This window comes from Streptomyces sp. NPDC020958, assembly GCF_055562175.1.
On record NZ_JBVHFU010000003.1, the window covers coordinates 768,188 to 787,499 of the forward strand.

Consider the following 19,312-nt stretch of genomic DNA (forward strand, 5'->3'; position numbering starts at 1 on the left):
CGGGCCCGCTCCGCCCGACGAACAGCGGCCGGAGCGCGTCTACACCTCGATGTGTGAGCCCATGATCACCGTGCGGTCGCGGGGAAGGCCGAAGTACTCGGCGGCGTCGGCCGTGATGTAGGAGGTGGCGATGAACAGCCGCTTGCGCCAGGGCGCCATCGTCGGTGACTTGCCGCGCCGGAGATCGATCTTCGACAGGAAGTAGGACGCCTGGTCGAGGTTCAACTGTCCTTCGGTTCGGGCCGGGGTGAGCATGGCCAGTGTGCTGGGTACGTCCGGTGTCTCCATGTAGCCGAACCGGGCGGTGACGTGGATGATCCCGTCGTCGGCGTAACCGAGGTCGTCGACGACGAGCCGCTGGTCGGCCGGGACGCGGGGCACGGGCTCGGTCTCAAGCGAGAGGATCACGACCTGGTCGTGGCGCACGTGGTTGTGCTTGACGTTGGCCCGCATGGCCAGGGGCGCGGTCTGCTTGCCCCGGTTGAGGAAGACGGCCGTGCCCGGGATCCGGAGCGTCGACACCTTCTCCGATCGGAGGTCCTCGACGAACTCGGGCAGCGGGCCTTCGAGTTGTGCGCGTTCGGCGGTGACGATCTCGCGGCCGCGTCGCCAGGTCGTCATGACGGTGAACGCGGTGATGCCGATCAGCAGCGGCAGCCACGCGCCGTGGACGAGCTTGGTCATGTTGGCCGCCACGAACAGCAGGTCCACGAAGAGCAACACGGTGGCGCCGGTGGCGACCAGCCATCTGGGCGTGCCCCATTTCGAGCGGGCGACGTAGAAGAACAGCAGGGTGGTGATGGTGATGGTGCCGGTGACCGCCATGCCGAACGCGAAGGCGAGCGCCGTGGAGCTGCGGAAGGCGAAGACGAGGGTGAGGACCGAGACCATCAGCATCCAGTTGATCCAGGGGACGTAGATCTGGCCGATGGTCGACTCGGAGGTGTGCGCGATCCGCAGCCTCGGAAGGTAGCCGAGTTGGGCGGCCTGGGAGGTGACCGAGTACGCGCCGGTGATCACTGCCTGGGAGGCGATGACGGTGGCCGCCGTGGCGAGCGCGACCATCGGCCACTGTCCCCAGGTGGGCACGAGCAGGAAGAAGGGGCTGCTGGTGTTGTGCGGGTCGGCGAGGATGAGGGCGCCCTGGCCGAGGTAGCTCAGGATGCAGGCGGGGAAGACGAGGAACATCCAGGCGCGGGTGATCGCCCGGCGGCCGAAGTGCCCCATGTCGGCGTAGAGCGCCTCGGCGCCGGTGACCGCGAGCACGACCGCGGCCAGCGCGAAGAAGGCCGTGCCGAAATGGCCGAACAGGAAGCCCAGGGCGTACGTCGGTGACAGTGCCCTGAGGATGGCCGGGTGGTCCGCGATGCCGGCGACACCGCAGGCGCCGATGGCGGTGAACCAGGCGATCATGACGGGGCCGAATACCCGCCCGACCGCTGCTGTTCCCCTGCGTTGGACGAGGAACAGCAGCACGATGATGACTGCGGTGATGGGCACGACCGCGCTCTCCAGCGAGGGCTGGACGACCTTGAGTCCCTCGACCGCGGACAGTACCGAGATCGCCGGGGTGATCATGCTGTCGCCGAAGAACAGCGACGCGCCGAAGATGCCGAGCGCGGCCAGTACGGCGGCGGTCCGTCCGGCCGGCCGTGAGGTGTATCGCCGTACGAGGGTGATCAGCGCCATGATGCCGCCCTCGCCGTCGTTGTCGGCGCGCATCGCCAGCAGCACATAGGTGACCAGGACGATGACCACCACCGACCAGAACACCAGCGACACCACTCCGTAGACGTTCTGTGTGGTGACGGGGACGGGGTGTGGGTCGCTCGGGTTGAACACGGTCTGGAGGGTGTAGATCGGGCTGGTGCCGATGTCACCGAAGACCACACCGAGAGCACCGATGACCAGCGCCGGACGTGCCGTGTCGTGCGCGCTGGCATGATGAGCTTCGGACGTCCGCGATGGGAATCCGTCATCCGGCGCGGTTTCCTGCCAACGGTCGGCCATGGTGATCCTCCTCGTTGCGGACCGCTGTCTACGGGCCCGGTGTATCGGGGCGGACAATACCGATCACCAGCGCGAATATCGGTAGGTGGGGCCGCTTCGTCTCAACGGCGTCTCTGTGCCGCCGGCCTGGGCGGTCATTGCGGCGGATCGGTCGAGCTCATCCAAGAGGACATCGCATTTGGCCGAGTAGCCTGCGTGAGTGACGATCGTGGAGTAGTTGGTTCCTGACGGGCTCTGGCAGTCGTTCCGGTGAGCGGTGCCCACGGCGCCGACACGTCCGCAGGGTGGGGACGGCGGCGCTACGAGGATCGGGAGGTCCAGGCCGTGCTCGCGTTCGTGGCCACGTCCGGCTGCACGTGGCGGCAGTTGCGCCAAACCCGCGACAGCCGGGCGCTGGAGCCGCTCGTGCGCGGGTTCCGCCGATCCACTCCCGTCGTGGGCCACGCCGAAGGAGCCCCGCCAAGCTCCATGCCGACAGAGGCTACGACTACGACCACCTGCGACGATGGCTCGGCGCCCGCCACATCACCTCGCGTATCGCCCCCCCCAAGACCGTCGTATCCTCTCACCGTCCAGGACCCACCGCTGGATCCATCGAGCCCACCGTCCCCTGGCTCGCCGGATGCCGCAGGCTCCACCGCCGCTACGAGCGCAAGGCCGAGCACTTCCTTGCCTTCGCCGACCTCGCCGCGACGCTCATCTGCTTCCGGCGCCTCTCGCGTCAGCTGTGAGGCGGCGGGCTTGCGCCACGGGACGTTCCAGGCGGAAATGAACGGCTGCCCGTCCTCGGTGGCCAGGAAGCTGCGGGTGCCCGGATGCGGGTGTCCGAGCAGTCGGCTCGCGAACGCGTCGAGGCCGAGCCGGCGCGCGGTGAGCACGCGGGCGAGATGGCCGTGCGCGACGACGGCGACATCGCCATCGCTCAGCAGTGGACGGATGCGGTCCAGCACCGCGTCCGTGCGCGCCGCCACCTGTTGGAGCTGCTCGCCGGGATGATCGGCGTCGCCGGGAATGACGCCGTCCCGCCAAAGGTCCCAGCCCGGCCGCGACTCGCGGATCTGCTCGGCAGTCAGGCCCTCGTAGCCGCCGTAGTCCTACTCCAACAGGTCGGGATCGGGCTTGGCGCTGGTCAGGCCGGCCAGCTCGGCTGTTCGCATGGCGCGGCTCAACGGGCTGCTGAACACAGCGACCAGCCGGCGGCGTGCCAGCCTCGCTGCCAACGCCCTTGCCGCCGCCTCCCCCCGCGTCGGTCCCATGGCTGCGCACGCTGTCCGATCTTGTTGCACCCCGAGGCACGTTGAGGAAGTCACCTCGTTGTTCGTGCATGTCACGGGGTGTGTTCGGGGTGCTTGCGCAGGTCGCGGAGAGCGGGTCTGCCGACGCGCTGGCAAGCTGCTCAGCTCGCCAGGCGTCGTGCGGGCTTGTGCCTACTGGCTTGAAGACGACGGAGGTTGCTTCTCGTCCGTGCCGGGTTTCCCGCTGATGGACTCCTGATAGACATCTGCGTAGGTGCGCGAGTCCTTGACCAGGTCGTCACAGAAGGCGGCGACGTCGTTGCTGATGAGTTCCAGGACTCCCTTGCCTTCGGCGACGCCCTCCTCGAAGAAGTCGACGATTCCGGGGAGCAGGGGCCCGTCGGTCATGTCGATCGGTCCGACCTTGAACAGGTACCTCTGCATCTCCTTGTAGACGATCTGGTAGTCCGGCGGGAGCGCCTTGACTCGAGCCATGTGCGCCCGCCACTGCTTCTTGCCCTCGATGATGTCCTGGATGCCCACGTCAGCCTCCCAGCCGGCCCAATTTCCTTGCGACGTTCCTGTTCAACTGCTCGCGCCACCGGTCGCGATAGGTCCGGGCCCCCTGTCCGCCGGCCAGCGCCGTGCAAAAGCCTGGGATGTCGTCGCCGAACACCTCGCGGACGCTCTGCCCGTCCGCCGCTGCTTCTTCGAGCAGCGCCAGGGCGGCGTCGAGGATCGGCATCAGGTTGCGGCCGGTGAAGTCCCCGTAGGGGAAGAGGTGGCCCTTGATCTGTTCCCACGCCGACCGGTAGTCGTCCGGCAGGACCTCGGCCCGAGCTTCGAACGCCTTCCATTCCCTGGTGAGATCGCTGCCTTTGATGGTCTCCCAGAAGTTCATCTCCCGCCCTCCCTGAGCCTGTCGATGCGTGATGAGACGTACTGCCACTTCGCCCAGAACGTCGCGAGTTCCTCGCGGCCGGCGTCGTTGAGTGCGTAGAACTTGCGCGGCGGGCCCACCTCGGAGGGTCGTTTCGTGACCTGGACGAGTCCTTTCCTCTCCAGCCGCAGCAAGATGGTGTACACCGTCCCCTCGATGACGTCCGCGAAGCCGAGTTCGTTGAGCCGGCGCGTGATGGCGTACCCGTAGGTCTCCTCCCTGCCGATGATTTCGAGCACGCAGCCCTCGAGCGTGCCCTTCAGCATCTCCGTCAGGTCGTCCATCGCGGCTCCTGTTCAGCCCTCCCGGTACTCCGTAATACCGAGTACCGCTATACGGTACCACCGAGTAGTGGTCAAGCGCAGCGCTGCGAGATCGGCAAACCTCAACACCCAGCGATCACCCCCTCAATCGCTTGCCACTACTTCCTTGCACTGGTCCCAGATATCGCGTTCGTCGACGTCCTCGACCGGCTTCTCGGCACACGCGACTTCTTGCCGGTCGCGTGGCTCACTGGCCGGGGGAGATGCGGCCACCGCCAGGAGGCGGTCAGTGGGACCGCGTGGGTGGCATTGGGGTGAGATCAGGAGAGTCCCGACGCCCGGAGGACCGCCTGCAGCGCCTCGTCGTCGATACGGTGGCCCAGCCGTTCCAGAACGTCGGCTCCCTGACGCAAGGTGCCGCGTTCCAGGGAGCGGCGGACGCCGGTGTCGAGTTCGTGCCAGAGCAGGGGGTTGGCGGTAAGGACGCGGGGGTCGAGTTCCAGACGGTGGCCGTGGACGTCCCGCAGGACCAGGTGGGAGGAGACGCCGTCGTACTGCCGTACGGTGTGCGGACTGCGAGCCAGCCGGGGCCCGCGGTGACCCGCTGGGGGAGTAGGACGGCGCACACCGCGGCCGACAGGGTGATCCAGAGCAGGGCGCGCAGGGGCGTCAGGCTTCCCGCGTCCCAGTCGACGAGGAGGCACAGGGCGCAGAAGGTCAGGGCGCAGCTCTCCGCGAGCCGGGCGCTGCCGCACCAGTGGCGGTCGCCGGCCGAGCCTGGCGGTCCGCTCCGTCGCATGACGCCGACGCTAGGCGGCCGTAGGGTCTGCGGCGACCGCCGCTTACGGAGTCCTGGCGGTGTGCGGGTGAATCCTGACGGAATCCTGACGCCGGTCGTCGGAGGTGAAAGTCAGCCGGTGCGGACGCGCGGGCGTCTGACGCGGTTCGGTTCCGCCTCGCGCAGGACCTCGCGGGTGACCGGGGCCACCTCGCCCTGGCCGAAGAGGAAGAAGCGCAGGAAGTTGGCGAAGGGGTTGCCCTCGGTCCACTCGAAGTAGATGTGCGGGGTGCAGCCCGTCATGTCCCGGGTGTGCAGGAGGAGGGCCGCCAGGGCGTTGGAGATGGAGGAGTGCTCCAGCGTCAGCACCCGATAGCGGTCGTGCAGGACCTCGCCGCGCACGGTCGGGCCCGCCTCGAACTCGGAGGGGGCGGTGACCGTGACCTCGACGAAGACGAAGTCCTCCGTGGCCGGGATGTCGTTGTCGGCGCGGATCTGCTCGATCTTGTCGCGGTACTCGGCCCTGCTGCGTCGGCGGGGTTTGTTCGCGATGAAGCGGATGCGGCGGTGGGACATGTCCCGGATGAACCGTTCCGCCATGTCGTCCATCTCGCTTCAGGCGTCCGCCAGCCGTGCCTCTTCCAGGTCCAGGGACCGCTGCAGGCGGCGGCGAGTGGTGTCGCTGATGCGGTGGGCGTCGTAGAGGCGCTGCAGTTCCGACGTCTCGACGGCGATCAGGTCGCGGCGCAGCTGGCGGTAGACCAGCTCGGCCGATTCGGTGGCGACGGCGGTGCCGTTGTGCTCGGCGAGGCGGTCACGGGCATCGTCCAAGCGCGCCGTCAGGCCGCGGCGCAGCCGGTCGAGGACGATGTCGGGGACGGCCTCCAGTTCGGCCAGTTCCTCCAGGCGGGCGAGGCCGGCGTGGGCGAGGTGGGAGCGGGCCTCGGTTTCCTCGCGTGCGGTGTGGGCGGGCTCCAGGGCGATGCCGGAGGCGCGGACGACCGGGGCGAGGGTGAAGCCCTGCCCGACGAGGGTGACGACCACGACCGAGGTGGTCAGGACCAGCACCAGTGGTCGGTCGGTGAGCGGGGTGCCGTTCTTGGCGATCTCGGGGATGGACAGGGCGGCGGCCAGCGGCATCACGCCGCGTGTGCCCGCCCAGGTCAGCACCATCGGGATGCGCCAGTTCAGCCGGCTGATGCCGCCCTTGCGCTGGACGACCGCCGACAGCGGGACGAGCCACAGCAGGCGTACGGCGATGAGCGTGGCGGCGACGGCGAGAGCGTACAGGGGCCAGGCCCGGTCCCCGTCGGCCAGGGCTCGCACCTCTGCCGGCAGGGCCAGCCCGATCAGCGAGAAGACCACGCTCTCCAGCAGGAAGACCACCGTGCCGTACACGGCGTGCAGCTGCAGGCGTATGCGGGCGTTGGTGAGCCGGTCACCGCGCCCGCCCAGGATCACCCCGGCGACCACGCAGGACGTCACCCCCGAGGTGTGGGCGGCCTCCGCCAGCACATAGGAGGCGTACGGTGTGACCAGGGCGATCACCGTCTCCAGCACCGGGTCCTCGGTACGGCGCCGGATCAGCGTTACCACGGCGGCCACCGCCGCTCCGATCACCGTGCCGCCGCCGGCCAGCAGCAGGAACTGACCGCCTGCCGCGCCCCAGTTCGCCGCCGCCGAGGCGATCGCTATCCCGGCCGCCACCCGGACCAGCACCAACGAGGTCGCGTCGTTGAACAGGCTCTCCGCCTGGACGAGGACCTGTACCTTCGGCGGCAGGGCGAGTCGGCGGCCGAGCGCGGTCACGGCCACCGGGTCGGTGCTGGCCAGCACCGCGCCCAGCACGAACGCCATCTGCCAGGACAGCGGAGTGACCAGGGCGGCCACCGCGCCGACGGCCGCGGCCGATGCGAGGACCAGCCCTATCGCGAGGATCCCGACCGGCTTCCACACCGCCCGCAGCTCACGCCATGGCATGTCCTCCGCGCTCGCGTACAACAACGGCGGTAGCACGACCAGGCCGATGATCTCCGGGCTGATCTCGATCTGGGGGGTGCCCGGCAGCAGCGCCACCGCGAGGCCGGCGACGACCAGCAGCGAGGGGGCGGGGATGCGCCAGCGGCGCGCGAAGGTCGCCACCACGGTGGCCAGGATGACCAACGCGAGTACCGTGCCGACGCTCCGCATGCCGTCCCCCTGGGGCTGAAAAAGGGAGCCACCCTGGCTCCCCTGCCGACCAGACTTCCCGGCACACCGCCTTCACCCTATCGGCCCAGGTCACGCCAAGGCAGTGTCAATGTCTTCGGGATCGGCGCCAAGGAAGCGCTAAGACGCGTCCCGGACGGCCCTCGGAGGGGCTTCCTTATGAGCAGCCCCCTGCAAACGGGGGAAGTTGACGCAGCGAGCGGAGCACATCGGCAGCGATGAGTGACGTACGGCCCGGACGACTGAAGGTCTACCTCGGGGCGGCCCCGGGAGTCGGCAAGACCTACCGGATGCTCGACGAGGGGCGGCGCCGCGCCGCCCGCGGGGCGGACGTGGTGGTGGGCTTCGTGGAGTGCCACGGTCGTCAGCGCACGGAAGCGATGCTCGACGGCCTGGAGGTCGTCCCCCGCGCCTCCTGCACCTACCGCGGCGGGGGCTTCGAGGAGATGGACCTGGCCGCGGTCCTGGCCCGTCGCCCGCAGGTCGCGATCGTGGACGAGATCGCGCACAGCAACATTCCCGGGGACGGCCGCAACGCCAAGCGCTGGCAGGACATCGACGCCCTTCTCGCCGTCGGCATCGATGTGATCACCGCGCTGAACATCCAGCACCTGGAATCCCTCAACGACGTCGTCGAGAAGATCACCAACGTCCCGCAGCACGAGACCGTGCCCGACGAGGTCGTGCGAAGGGCCTGGCAGATCGAGCTGGTGGACATGCCGCCGGAGGGACTGCGCCGGCGGATGGCGCACGGCAACATCTACGCCCCCGAGAAGATCGACGCGGCCCTGGCCAACTACTTCCGGCCCGGCAACCTCACGGCCCTGCGGCAGCTGGCGCTGCTGTGGGTGGCGGACCGGGTGGACGAGGCGCTGCAGGAGTACCGCTCGCAGCATGGCATCGGCGGGGTGTGGGAGACCCGGGAGCGGGTGGTCGTCGCCCTGACCGGAGGGCCGGAAGGGGACACGTTGATCCGGCGGGCGGCGCGGATCGCCGCGCGGTCGGCCGGCGGCGACCTGCTCGCCGTGCACGTGGCCCGCAGCGACGGCCTGGCCGGCGGCGTCTCGGCCGCTTCCCTCGCCCGGCAGCGCAGGCTGGTGGAGGACCTCGGCGGCAGCTACCACTCGGTGGTCGGCGATGACGTGGCCACCGCTCTGGTGGAGTTCGCGCGCGCCGAGAACGCCACCCAGCTGGTACTGGGCACCAGCCGGCGGGGACGGCTGCAGCGGTTCCTGACCGGGCCCGGCACGGGGGAGACCGTGACCGAGCTGTCCGGCGACATCGACGTCCACCGGGTCACCCACGAACGGGCCGGGCGCGGCACCCTGCTGCCGTCCCGCCGCCGTACGCTGTCCACGGCCCGGCTGATCGCCGGCCCGGTGGCCGGCCTGGTCCTGCCGGTGCTGATGACCGCCGGGCTCGCCCAGCTGCGCGGGACGCTGGACCTGACCAGCGAGGCACTGCTGTTCCTGCTGGCCGTGGTGGGTGTGGCCTGCATAGGCGGGGTCGCTTCCGCCGTGATCGCGTCGGTGACGGCGTCGCTGCTGCTCAACTACTGGTTCGTCCCACCCATCGGGTCCTTCACCCTGCACGACGCCAACGCCCTGCTGGCACTGGCCGTGTTCGCGGTCGTCGCGGCCACCGTGGCCGCCGTCGTCGACCGCTCGCTGCGGCTGTCCAGGCGCTCGGCACGGGCCACCGCCGAAGCCGAGACCATGTCCTCGCTGGCCGGCACCATCGTGCGCGGCCAGGCGACGATCCCGGCCCTGCTGGAGCGGACCCGCGAGACCTTCGGTATGGAATCGGCCGAGCTGGCGGACGAGCCGCCGGACACCGACGGAGCCACCGTGGTGCCGGCCGGGCCGGGAACCTACCTGGTGCTGCGCGGCCGTACCCTGTCGTCGTCCGAGCGGCGGGTGCTGGCCGCGTTCGCCGCGCACGTCAACTCCGCCGTGGAGCGGGCCCGCCTCGCCGAGGCGGCGGCCGAGGTGGAGCCCGTGAAGGCCGCCGACCGGCTGCGCACCGCCCTGCTGCGCGCTGTCGGCCACGACCTGCGCACCCCGCTCGCCGCCGGCTGGGCCGCCGTCACCTCGCTGCGCAGCCGCGATGTCGCCTTCTCCGCCGAGGACCGCGACGAGCTTCTCGCCACCGCCGACGAGTCCATGGCCAAGCTCAACCGCCTGGTGGAGAACCTCCTCGACCTCAGCCGTCTGGAGGCCGGCGCCCTCACCCTGAACCTGCGCGCCACCTCCCTGGAAGAGGTCCTGCCCATGGCACTCCTCGATGTGCCGGAGGTCGAGGTCGCCGACGTCGAGGACATCCCGGCCGTACTGGCCGACCCGCCGCTGCTCGAACGGGTGATCGCCAACCTGGTCGGCAACGCCGCCCGCCACACCCCACCGGGACGGAAGGTGATGGTCACTGCCAGCGCCTTGGCCGGCCAGGTGGAACTGCGAGTCGTGGATCGGGGGCCGGGACTGCCGCAGACCGGTCGGGAGCGGATCTTCGAACCGTTCCAGCGGCTCGGCGACAACGACAACACCACCGGTCTCGGCCTTGGCCTGGCCCTCGCCCGGGGCCTGACCGAGGCGATGAACGGCACCCTCAGCCCCGAGGACACGCCCGGCGGCGGTCTCACGATGGTCGTGTCGCTGCCGATCTCCGATCAGAGCGTAGGGGCCGAACCCACCGAGCAGAGCGCAGGAGGTGCGCGATGAGCACGGAGACAGGCGCCTGGAGGCTCCACCGCACACACACCCCGGCTCATCCCTGGCCACTCAGGGACCGGCTCGCCCTGGCGGCCGGCCTTGCCGCCCCGTTCCTGGTGGCGCTGGCGCTCGTCCCGTTCCGTACGGGCCTCACGCACACGAACGCGGCACTCGTCCTCGTCGTGGTGGTCGTGGCGGTGGCCGCGCTGGGCAGCCGTACGGCCGGTGTGGTCGCGGCGCTGTCGGCGGCGGCCTGGTTCGACTTCTTCCTCACCCGGCCGTACCAGACCTTCGACATCAACGCATCCGCCGACATCGAGACGGCGGTGCTGCTGCTGGTCGTCGGCGTGATCGTCTCCCAGCTCGCGGCCCACGCCCGGCGACTGGAGGTCATGACGGTGACGGACGCGGACCATCTGGCGCGCATCCACCGGACCGCCGCGCTGGCCCAGTCCGCCAACTCGGCGGACACCGTGGTCGACCACGTCCGCACCGAGCTGACCGACCTGCTCGACCTGCGCGCCTGCCGCTTCGAGTACGGCAGCCTGGTGGGCCGACCACCGCGCCTGGAGAAGGACGGCAGCGTGACGGTCGGCAGGCGCAGCTGGAACCCCGACACCGACGGCTGGCCCGAGGGCGAGATCGAACTCCGGGCGTACGGCAACGGCCGCTACCTCGGCCGCTTCATGCTCACCCCCGGCCCGGGCGCCGTACCCGCGCTCCAGGCGCGGCTGGTTGCCGTGACCCTGGCCGACCAGACGGGCGCCGCGCTGGACACGGCGGGGCCGGTACGCGGGTGATGAGCCAGGCGCGGCGGATTCCCTGACGGGATACTGACGCCGGACGGGGCCGCCCGGTGGAACGGTGTCGCGCCTCCCGCCGTTACTTTCCGGTGTGACGTCAACTCTCCACCTGGGAAACGGACTTGGGCAGCGCTCGCAGTACATGGTGATCTGCGGTGACGACGGACTCGCGCACCGGCTCGCGCTCGAACTGGACGCGGTGTGCGGCGAGGTCGTCACGGTGGTGGTGCCGTCCCGGGAGGACGAGTACGGGGCGGGGATCGCCGCGCTGCACGAGGACCCGCGGTCCCCGCTGGAGCTGCTCGTCTCCGCGCTCCCCGACGAGCGGACCCTGCGGGCGGCCGGGGTGGAGCGGGCGCTCCCTCTCACCTACCGCGACGACCACGTCACCATGACCGCCGCCGTGCTGGCCCGCACCCTCAACCCGTCGATCCGGCTGGTGGTGCGGATGTTCCACCGCGAGCGTGGCCGGCACCTGGAGCGGCTGCTGGACCGCGCGGCCGGCCTGTCCGGAGGCGGTGCAGGACACCTCCACCACGGTGCTGTCCGACGCCGACACCGCCGTACCCGAACTCGTGGCGGCGGCCGCCGTCGGCCACGGCCACACCTTGCAGGTCGAGGGCAAGGTCTTCCGCGGTGTCGTGCGTCCGGCCGGAACACCGGCGCAGGCCACCGACCTGGCCACCCTCGCCGTCCTGTCCGGTGCCCACCAGGACGACCCGGCGAGCCAGGACAGTCCGGAGACGCCCGGCGAGGACGGCACCCAGCCGCTGCCGGACACCCGGGCCGCCTACCACCGCCTGTTCACGCACGGCCGGCTGATGCTCGAGGAGGTCACCCACCAGCACGCGCTCGAAGCGGCACCCAGAGGACTGCGCTTTCGCCCCGGTGCCTGGCTGCGGGCCCGGTTCGCACACCTGCCGTGGAGGGTGTGTCTCCCGCGAGGTCACCGCCGTCTTTGGCGCGCTCGGCGCCATGGTGCCGGCCCTGGCCGCCGCCACGGCGCTGTTCGCGGACGAGCACCCGTGGTGGAAGAACCTGTACCTGCCGATGCTGGACATCTTCACCCTGGGCGACCCGGCCACCGACGAGCCCGTCGCCTGCCGCATACTCCAACTGGTCGCCGGTTTCATCGGCTTGGCCGTACTGCCGCTCGTCGTGGCAGCCACACTGAACGCCACCGAAGCCTTCCGCGCCGCCTCGGCGAGTCATCCGCCTGACGAAGACACGACCGGACACGTCGTCCTCGTCGGCCTTGGCAAGATCGGTGTCCGGGTGCTCGCCCGGCTGCGCACCACGGACCACCAGGTCGTGGTGATCGAACGCGACCCGCACGCACGAGGCGTCGCGTTCGCCCGCGAACTGGGCGTACCGCTGATCCTGCAGGATGCCACCGCTCCCGGCGTGCTCGACCTGGCCCGGGTCCGGCACAGCAGTTCGCTGCTCGTCCTCACCCGCGACGACGGCCAGAACCTGGACATCGTCATGGCAGTACGGGAGAGCAACCCTCAGGTGCGGGTGGTCATGCGCTCAACAAGCATGGCTGCAGCCCTAGTCCAGCCCGGAAGCCTTGAACACGGCCCGCGCCGTCTCACGGTCCATGCGGTCCGACAGGCGGCGCAGCGCAGTCTGCCCGCACAGCAACAGACCGTCGGCCGCGGCCTTGCCCGCGCCCTCGTGCAGGCGGAACCACAACTGCGGGTTGCGGACCAGGACCTCGGGATCGATCTGAACCCGCCCGCCCCGGGCGTCCCGCAGCACGAGCAGTGGAGAGACGCCGTCCAGGCAACGGACCGACACCAGCAAGTCCGTCCGCACCCGCTGCTCGCGCACCAGTCGACGTGAGGCCAGCCAGTTGCGGCCGGCGGACACGCGGGCGGGAAACAGCACGACGAAGAGCAGCCCGGCAAGGGCGAACCACAGCGCGATGCGCCACAGGGCCGTCCGGCCGGTGCCCCAGTCGACCAGGAGCAGCCATGCAAGCAGAACGCCGGCGCAGCGGACGGCGCTCCACAACTGCCTTGTCCAGTCGAGGTCGTTCGCCACCTCGCCGGACCCATCAGGGCGTGCCATGGCGGAGACGGTAGTCACCGGGAGAGCTCGAGTGACGGACCTTGACACGGCTCTGACGGAGACGACCGCCAAGATCGCGTCAAGGTCCGCCGACTGGGCGCGAAGATGCCGCAAGGAAGGCCCAGATGCCGCTGTAAACGGTCAGACCCTGGGTGCACTCGCGCACGTCGTCGTCATCGCGCGTGATCGCCCTGCCGCTGCTGGTGGCGGCCTTCGGGACCGTGCACCGCGCCTACGGCCGGATCGGTGAGCGGCTCGGGCTCGGCCGCACACCAGAGGTACCGCACCGGGAGCGCTCCCTCGTCATCGTGCCAGTGTCCACGCTCTCCCGGCTGACCTCGGCGGCGCTCACCGCGGCCGTCTCCCTTGGTGACGAGGTCCGCGCGGTGACCGTCTGCTACCCGGACCCCGAGGACCGGGCTCAGCTGCATGCCCTGGAGCGGTCCTGGGCCGAGTGGGACCCCGGTGTGCGACTGGTGCGGCTGCCCTGCACGCGGCGCAGCCTGGGCCGCCCCATCGCCGCGTACGTCCGCGAGATGGCCGCTGCCGAGCCCGGCACCCGGGTCACTGTGCTGATCCCCGAGGCGGAGCCGGAGCGGCTGTGGCAGAGGCTGCTGCAGAACCAGCGGGGCGCGGTGGTCGCACATGCCGTACGCCGTGAGACGGACGCGGTGATCTGCCGGCTTCGCTTCCGGCTGTGAGCCAGGTCACCGGCTGTCACGCCCGCTTACCGACCGGTACGGGTCAGACGGCGTAAGAGTCCCGTCAAATGTGCTGCGACGGCCGTATGAGGGTCGTCAACGGGTGACCGGATCCAGCCAGAGAGGCGCTTTCCTCTAAGCGTCCGTTTCAACCGAACCTCACTCCAGGAGTTCGCGATGGCCGATCTGGCCTTCGTCGTCACCGTGCTCGCGGGTTTCGCGCTGGTGGCCCTTGTCGCCAAGGGGGTGACGAAGCTGTGACCGTCGAAAACGTCGTCGGCCTGGTCGTGGCCGTCGCCCTGCTGGGCTATCTCGTCCTCGCCCTGATCTTCCCGGAGAGGTTCTGAGAACAGACATGAGTCCGGTACTTGCGGGCGTGCTCCAGCTGCTCGCCCTCATCGGCGCACTGGCGCTCGCCTACGTCCCCGTCGGCACCTACATGGCCAAGGTCTACGACTCGCGCAAGCACCTGCGCGTCGAGAAGTGGATCTACAAGGCCATCGGTGCCAACCCGGACACCGAGATGACCTGGCCCGCGTACCTGCGCGGTGTGCTGGCCTTCTCGGCGGTCAGCGTCCTGTTCCTCTACCTGTTGCAGCGGCTGCAGGGCGTGCTGCCCGGCTCGATGAAGTTCTCGTCGGTGAACCCGGCGCAGTCGTTCAACACGGCCGTCTCGTTCGTGACGAACACCAACTGGCAGTCGTACTACGGCGAGCAGACCATGGGCCACGTCGTGCAGACCGCCGGTCTGGCCGTGCAGAACTTCGTCTCCGCGGCCGTCGGCATCGCCGTCGCCGTGGCGCTGGTGCGCGGCTTCGCCCGCTCGCGCACCGGTGAGCTGGGCAACTTCTGGGCCGACCTGGTGCGCGGCACACTGCGCATCCTGGTTCCGGGTGCTGCGATCGCCGCGATCGTGCTGGTCGCGTGCGGTGCGATCCAGAACTTCTCCGGCATCCACGAGGTCGGCCAGTTCATGGGCGGCTCGCAACAGTGGAACGGCGGCGCGGTCGCCTCGCAGGAGGCCATCAAGGAGCTGGGCACGAACGGCGGCGGCTACTTCAACGCCAACTCGGCCCATCCCTTCGAGAACCCGACCCCGTTCACCAATCTGTTCGAGATCTTCCTGCTCCTGGTGATCCCGTTCTCGCTGACCCGCACCTTCGGCGTGATGGTCGGCTCGGTGAAGCAGGGCTACGCGATCCTCGCGACCATGGGCGTCATCTGGTTCGGCTTCGTCGCCCTGATGATGTGGACGGAGTTCGCCCACCACGGCCCGGCGCTCCAGGCCGCGGGCGGTGCGCTGGAGGGCAAGGAGGTCCGCTTCGGCGTCGGCGGCTCCTCGATCTTCGCGGTGTCCACGACTTTGACCTCGACCGGTGCGGTGGACTCCTTCCACTCCTCCTTCACCGGCCTCGGCGGCGGCATCACCATGCTGGGCATGATGCTGGGCGAGATCGCGCCCGGCGGCACCGGCTCCGGTCTCTACGGCATGCTGATCATGGCGGTCATCGCGGTGTTCATCGCCGGTCTGATGGTGGGCCGTACGCCCGAGTACCTGGGCAAGAAGATAGGCGGCCGCGAGATGAAGCTCGCCGCCTGCTACATCCTGATCACCCCCGCCCTGGTGCTGGTCTTCACCGCCGCCTCCATGGCCCTGCCGACCCCGCCGCACTCCATGCTCAACTCCGGCGCGCACGGGTTCTCCGAGGTCCTGTACGCGTTCACGTCCGCGTCGAACAACAACGGTTCGGCCTTCGCCGGTCTGAACGCGAACACCGACTGGTTCAACACCATGACCGGGCTCGCGATGCTGCTGGGCCGCTTCCTGCCGATGGTGTTCGTGCTGGCGCTGGCCGGCTCCCTCGCAGAGCAGAAGCCGGTGCCGGTGACCGCGGGCACCCTGCGCACCGAGAAGCCGCTGTTCACCGGCCTGCTGGTGGGCGCGATCCTGATCATCACCGGTCTGACCTACTTCCCGGCCCTCGCGCTGGGTCCGCTGGCCGAGGGGCTGGCGTCATGACCACGCGCACAGAAAAGCAAGAGGACTCGATGTCCACAGCCACTCCCACCCGGGCGCCGCACAGCGACGTCCCCACCGGGCACAAGCCCGCCGAGGGCCGTGTCGGAGCGGGCCTCTTCGATCCCAAGGCGCTGGTCAAGTCGTTGCCGGACGCCTTCCGCAAGCTCGACCCGCGGGTGATGGTCAAGTCGCCCGTGATGTTCGTGGTGTGGATCGGCTCCGTCCTGACCACCGTCTTCTCCTTCCAGCATGCGAGCGACTGGTTCGGCTGGACGATCAGCGCCTGGCTGTGGCTGACGGTGATCTTCGCGAACCTGGCGGAGGCGGTCGCCGAGGGCCGGGGCAAGGCCCAGGCCGACACGCTGCGCAAGGCCAAGACCGACACGGTCGCCCGCCGGCTGCTCGCGGACGGCGCGTCCGAGGAGCAGGTTGCGGGCACCGAGCTGACCATCGGTGACCTGGTCGTCTGCGAGGCAGGTGATGTCATCCCCGGTGACGGCGACGTCGTCGAGGGCGTCGCGTCGGTGGACGAGTCGGCGATCACCGGTGAGTCCGCGCCGGTCATCCGCGAGTCCGGCGGTGACCGATGCGCGGTGACCGGCGGTACGAAGGTCCTGTCCGACCGGATCGTCATCAAGATCACGACGAAGCCCGGTGAGACCTTCATCGACCGGATGATCAACCTGGTCGAGGGCGCGGCCCGGCAGAAGACACCGAACGAGATCGCGCTGAACATCCTGCTGGCCTCGCTGACCATCGTCTTCCTGCTGGCGGTGGCGACCTTGCCGCCGTTCGCGAACTACGCGGGCACGCACCTGACCATGGTCGTCCTCGTCGCCCTGCTGGTCTGCCTGATCCCGACCACGATCGGAGCCCTGCTCTCCGCGATCGGCATCGCCGGCATGGACCGACTCGTCCAGCGCAACGTCCTGGCCATGTCCGGCCGAGCGGTCGAGGCCGCCGGCGACGTGTCCACCCTGCTGCTGGACAAGACCGGCACCATCACCCTCGGCAACCGTCAGGCCGCCGAGTTCGTACCTGTCAGGGGCACCACCGAGGCGGAGGTCGCGGACGCTGCTCAGCTGTCGTCCCTCGCGGACGAGACTCCGGAGGGCCGCTCGATCGTCGTCCTCGCCAAGGAGAAGTACGGGCTGCGCGAGCGGCACCAGGGCGAACTGGTCGGCGCCGAGTGGATCGAGTTCACCGCTCAGACGCGTATGTCGGGTGTGGACGTCGACGGCCGGAAGATCCGCAAGGGTGCAACGGCTTCGGTCATCGCCTGGGTGGAGGAGCAGGGCGGCACGGTCTCCGAGGACGCGGACGCGACAGCCAGCCGCATCTCCGAGGCCGGCGGCACCCCGCTGCTGGTCGCCGTGCGCGACGACAAGGGCGCCCGGGTCCTCGGTGTTATCTACCTGAAGGACGTCGTCAAGGAGGGCATGCGCGAGCGGTTCGTGGAGCTGCGCCGCATGGGCATCAAGACGGTCATGATCACGGGTGACAACCCGCTGACCGCGAAGGCCATCGCCGAGGAGGCGGGCGTCGACGACTTCCTCGCGGAGGCCACTCCCGAGGACAAGATGGCCCTGATCAAGCGGGAGCAGGCCGGCGGCAAGCTCGTCGCGATGACCGGTGACGGCACGAACGACGCGCCCGCTCTCGCACAGGCGGACGTCGGTGTGGCGATGAACACCGGTACGTCGGCCGCCAAGGAGGCCGGCAACATGGTCGACCTCGACTCCAACCCGACCAAGCTCATCGAGATCGTCGAGATCGGCAAGCAACTCCTCATCACCCGGGGCGCGTTGACGACGTTCTCCATCGCCAACGACGTCGCGAAGTACTTCGCGATCATCCCGGCGCTGTTCGCCGCGGTCTACCCGGGCCTGGACAAGCTGAACATCATGCACCTGTCCTCGCCCGACTCCGCGATCCTCTCCGCGGTGATCTTCAACGCGCTGATCATCATCGCGCTGGTGCCGCTGTCCCTGAAAGGCGTGCAGTACCGGCCCATGAGCGCCGACAAGATGCTGCGCCGCAACCTCGGGATCTACGGCATCGGCGGCCTGATCGCCCCCTTCATCGGCATCAAGCTCATCGACCTGCTCATCTCCCTCATCCCCGGAATCGGCTGATCGCCATGAACAACTCCGTAACGAACACCGCCCGGTTGCTCGGGGCGGGCCTGCGCGCCCTCCTCGTGCTGACCCTGGTGACCGGCGTCGTCTACCCGCTGGTGATCACCGGCATCGCCCAGGGGCTGTTCCACGACAAGGCGAACGGCTCCGAGATCAAGGCGAACGGCAAGGTCGTCGGCTCGTCCCTGATCGGACAGTCGTACAACCTTCCGCTGAAGAAGGGGCAGCAGACGCCGGACGCGGACCTGGAGTGGTTCCAGGGCCGCCCGGCCAACGGCCTCGGCGCGAACAGCGTCAACACGCAGTACAAGCTGATCCTGTCCGGCGCCACCAACCTGTCCGCCGACAGCAAGGTGCTGATCAAGCAGGTGCAGGACGCCAAGGCCGCGGTCGTCAAGGACAACTCGGTGCCCGGCTACACGGTCAAGCCGTCGGACGTACCCGCGGACGCGGTGACCTCCTCCGGCTCCGGACTGGACCCGGCCATCTCCCCGGCCTACGCCGAACTCCAGGTGCACCGCGTCGCCGCGAAGAACGGCCTGCCCGTCTCCGCGGTGGAGAAGCTGGTCAAGGACCACACCGAGGGCAGGACCCTGGGCTTCATGGGCGAGTCCCGGGTGAACGTCCTGGAGCTGAACATCGCGCTCAAGGACCTTGTGGCGAAGAAGTGACCGCCTTACGCGATCCGCGAGGGAGTCGGCACCCCAGGGGTGCCGACTCCCGCAGGCATGACAGGAGAGGCACACACCCATGACCAGGGTGCTCGTGGTGGAGGACGACCCGCAGCTCGTACGGGCCCTCGTGATCAACCTGCAGGCACGTCACTACGGCGTGGACGCCGCCCCCGACGGAGCCACCGCGCTCCGCCTGGCCGCCGCCCGCCAGCCGGACGTGGTGATGCTCGATCTCGGTCTGCCCGACATGGACGGCGTCGATGTCATCACGGCCCTGCGCGGCTGGACCCGTGTCCCGATCCTGGTCCTCTCCGCCCGTCAGGCGTCCGACGAGAAGGTCGCGGCCCTCGACGCCGGCGCCGACGACTACGTCACCAAGCCGTTCAGTATGGACGAGCTGCTGGCCCGGCTGCGGGCCGCCGTCCGACGCACCGAGGACACCCCGCTGGTCCCCGAGACGACGCTGGTGGAGACGGAGGACTTCACCCTCGATCTGCTCGCCAAGAAGGCCGTACGGCACGGGCGCGACGTGCGCCTGACCCCCACCGAATGGCACCTGCTGGAGATCCTGGTGACCAACCCCGGCCGCCTGATCACCCAGAAGCAGCTGCTCCAGGAGGTGTGGGGGGTCTCCCAGAGCAACAAGACCAACTACCTGCGCGTCTACATGGCCCAGCTGCGCCGCAAACTGGAATCGGACCCCTCCCACCCCCGCTATCTCATCACCGAGCCCGGCATGGGCTACCGCTACGAAGGGTGAA

The 19,312-nt window shown here is 69.5% G+C and carries 15 protein-coding genes and 4 pseudogenes; 10 read left to right on the plus strand and 9 right to left on the minus strand.

Annotated elements, in window-relative coordinates; genetic code table 11:
• Positions 1–39: 39 nt before the first annotated feature.
• Entirely contained in the window at positions 40–2,010 is a 1,971-nt protein-coding gene (locus ACZ3KP_RS13705) for a potassium transporter Kup (RefSeq protein ID WP_467499175.1), read from the minus strand.
• 217 nt (positions 2,011–2,227) lie between these two features.
• Between ACZ3KP_RS13705 and ACZ3KP_RS13710 the strand changes: the two are divergent.
• Positions 2,228–2,741 (plus strand): annotated as a pseudogene (locus tag ACZ3KP_RS13710) (hypothetical protein).
• Positions 2,742–2,774: 33 nt separating this feature from the next.
• Here the strand turns inward: ACZ3KP_RS13710 and ACZ3KP_RS13715 are convergent.
• The 7 genes and pseudogenes from ACZ3KP_RS13715 to ACZ3KP_RS13745 form a co-directional block, all read right to left on the minus strand.
• Positions 2,775–3,266: pseudogene (locus ACZ3KP_RS13715) on the minus strand (histidine phosphatase family protein); the annotation flags it as partial.
• A gap of 171 nt (positions 3,267–3,437) precedes the next feature.
• Positions 3,438–3,788 carry a DUF1048 domain-containing protein gene (locus tag ACZ3KP_RS13720; RefSeq protein WP_467499177.1) on the minus strand — a complete coding sequence of 117 codons (351 nt, stop codon included), beginning with the start codon at positions 3,786–3,788 and terminating at the stop codon, positions 3,438–3,440.
• A gap of 1 nt (position 3,789) precedes the next feature.
• Positions 3,790–4,146 (minus strand): DUF1048 domain-containing protein, encoded by a 357-nt coding sequence (locus tag ACZ3KP_RS13725; RefSeq protein WP_467499179.1) that lies wholly within the window; start codon positions 4,144–4,146, stop codon positions 3,790–3,792.
• Entirely contained in the window at positions 4,143–4,469 is a 327-nt protein-coding gene (locus ACZ3KP_RS13730; RefSeq protein ID WP_451557853.1) for a PadR family transcriptional regulator, read from the minus strand. Before ACZ3KP_RS13730 ends, ACZ3KP_RS13725 begins: the two co-directional genes overlap by 4 nt.
• Positions 4,470–4,768: 299 nt before the next feature.
• Positions 4,769–5,074 carry a hypothetical protein gene (locus tag ACZ3KP_RS13735; RefSeq protein WP_467499182.1) on the minus strand — a complete coding sequence of 102 codons (306 nt, stop codon included), beginning with the start codon at positions 5,072–5,074 and terminating at the stop codon, positions 4,769–4,771.
• A 284-nt stretch (positions 5,075–5,358) separates the two neighbouring features.
• Positions 5,359–5,835: pseudogene (locus ACZ3KP_RS13740) on the minus strand (amino acid transporter); the annotation flags it as partial.
• A gap of 6 nt (positions 5,836–5,841) precedes the next feature.
• A complete protein-coding gene (locus ACZ3KP_RS13745; protein ID WP_467499184.1) occupies positions 5,842–7,416 on the minus strand; it encodes a Na+/H+ antiporter in 1,575 nt (524 codons plus the stop codon).
• A gap of 236 nt (positions 7,417–7,652) precedes the next feature.
• Between ACZ3KP_RS13745 and ACZ3KP_RS13750 the strand changes: the two genes are divergently transcribed.
• The gene (locus ACZ3KP_RS13750) at positions 7,653–10,151 is read left to right on the plus strand and encodes a sensor histidine kinase (protein ID WP_467499186.1); all 2,499 of its coding nucleotides are present in this window, start codon (positions 7,653–7,655) and stop codon (positions 10,149–10,151) included.
• On the plus strand, positions 10,148–10,942 hold the full coding sequence (locus tag ACZ3KP_RS13755; protein WP_467499188.1) for a DUF4118 domain-containing protein: 795 nt from the start codon (positions 10,148–10,150) through the stop codon (positions 10,940–10,942). The genes ACZ3KP_RS13750 and ACZ3KP_RS13755 overlap by 4 nt, the downstream gene beginning before the upstream one ends.
• Positions 10,943–11,042: 100 nt before the next feature.
• On the opposite strand, the gene ACZ3KP_RS13760 is transcribed toward ACZ3KP_RS13755, so the two are convergent.
• The gene (locus ACZ3KP_RS13760; RefSeq protein ID WP_467499190.1) at positions 11,043–11,726 is read right to left on the minus strand and encodes a hypothetical protein; all 684 of its coding nucleotides are present in this window, start codon (positions 11,724–11,726) and stop codon (positions 11,043–11,045) included.
• 194 nt (positions 11,727–11,920) lie between these two features.
• Between ACZ3KP_RS13760 and ACZ3KP_RS13765 the strand changes: the two genes are divergently transcribed.
• The 7 genes and pseudogenes from ACZ3KP_RS13765 to ACZ3KP_RS13795 all read left to right on the plus strand — a co-directional run bounded on the left by ACZ3KP_RS13765 (position 11,921) and on the right by ACZ3KP_RS13795 (position 19,311).
• Complete coding sequence (locus tag ACZ3KP_RS13765) at positions 11,921–12,790, plus strand: NAD-binding protein (protein WP_467499192.1); 870 nt, start codon at positions 11,921–11,923, stop codon at positions 12,788–12,790.
• 410 nt (positions 12,791–13,200) lie between these two features.
• Positions 13,201–13,719: pseudogene (locus ACZ3KP_RS13770) on the plus strand (amino acid permease); the annotation flags it as partial.
• Positions 13,720–13,976: 257 nt separating this feature from the next.
• Complete coding sequence (gene kdpF / locus ACZ3KP_RS13775) at positions 13,977–14,066, plus strand: K(+)-transporting ATPase subunit F (protein WP_037770757.1); 90 nt, start codon at positions 13,977–13,979, stop codon at positions 14,064–14,066.
• Positions 14,067–14,074: 8 nt separating this feature from the next.
• Positions 14,075–15,739, plus strand: coding sequence for a potassium-transporting ATPase subunit KdpA (gene kdpA / locus ACZ3KP_RS13780; RefSeq protein ID WP_467499194.1), 1,665 nt, complete (start codon positions 14,075–14,077; stop codon positions 15,737–15,739).
• A complete protein-coding gene (kdpB, locus tag ACZ3KP_RS13785) occupies positions 15,736–17,874 on the plus strand; it encodes a potassium-transporting ATPase subunit KdpB (RefSeq protein ID WP_467499196.1) in 2,139 nt (712 codons plus the stop codon). The genes kdpA and kdpB overlap by 4 nt, the downstream gene beginning before the upstream one ends.
• A 5-nt stretch (positions 17,875–17,879) precedes the next feature.
• Complete coding sequence (locus ACZ3KP_RS13790; RefSeq protein ID WP_467499198.1) at positions 17,880–18,548, plus strand: potassium-transporting ATPase subunit C; 669 nt, start codon at positions 17,880–17,882, stop codon at positions 18,546–18,548.
• Positions 18,549–18,627: 79 nt separating this feature from the next.
• Positions 18,628–19,311, plus strand: coding sequence for a response regulator (locus ACZ3KP_RS13795; protein ID WP_467499200.1), 684 nt, complete (start codon positions 18,628–18,630; stop codon positions 19,309–19,311).
• Position 19,312: the final 1 nt, after the last annotated feature.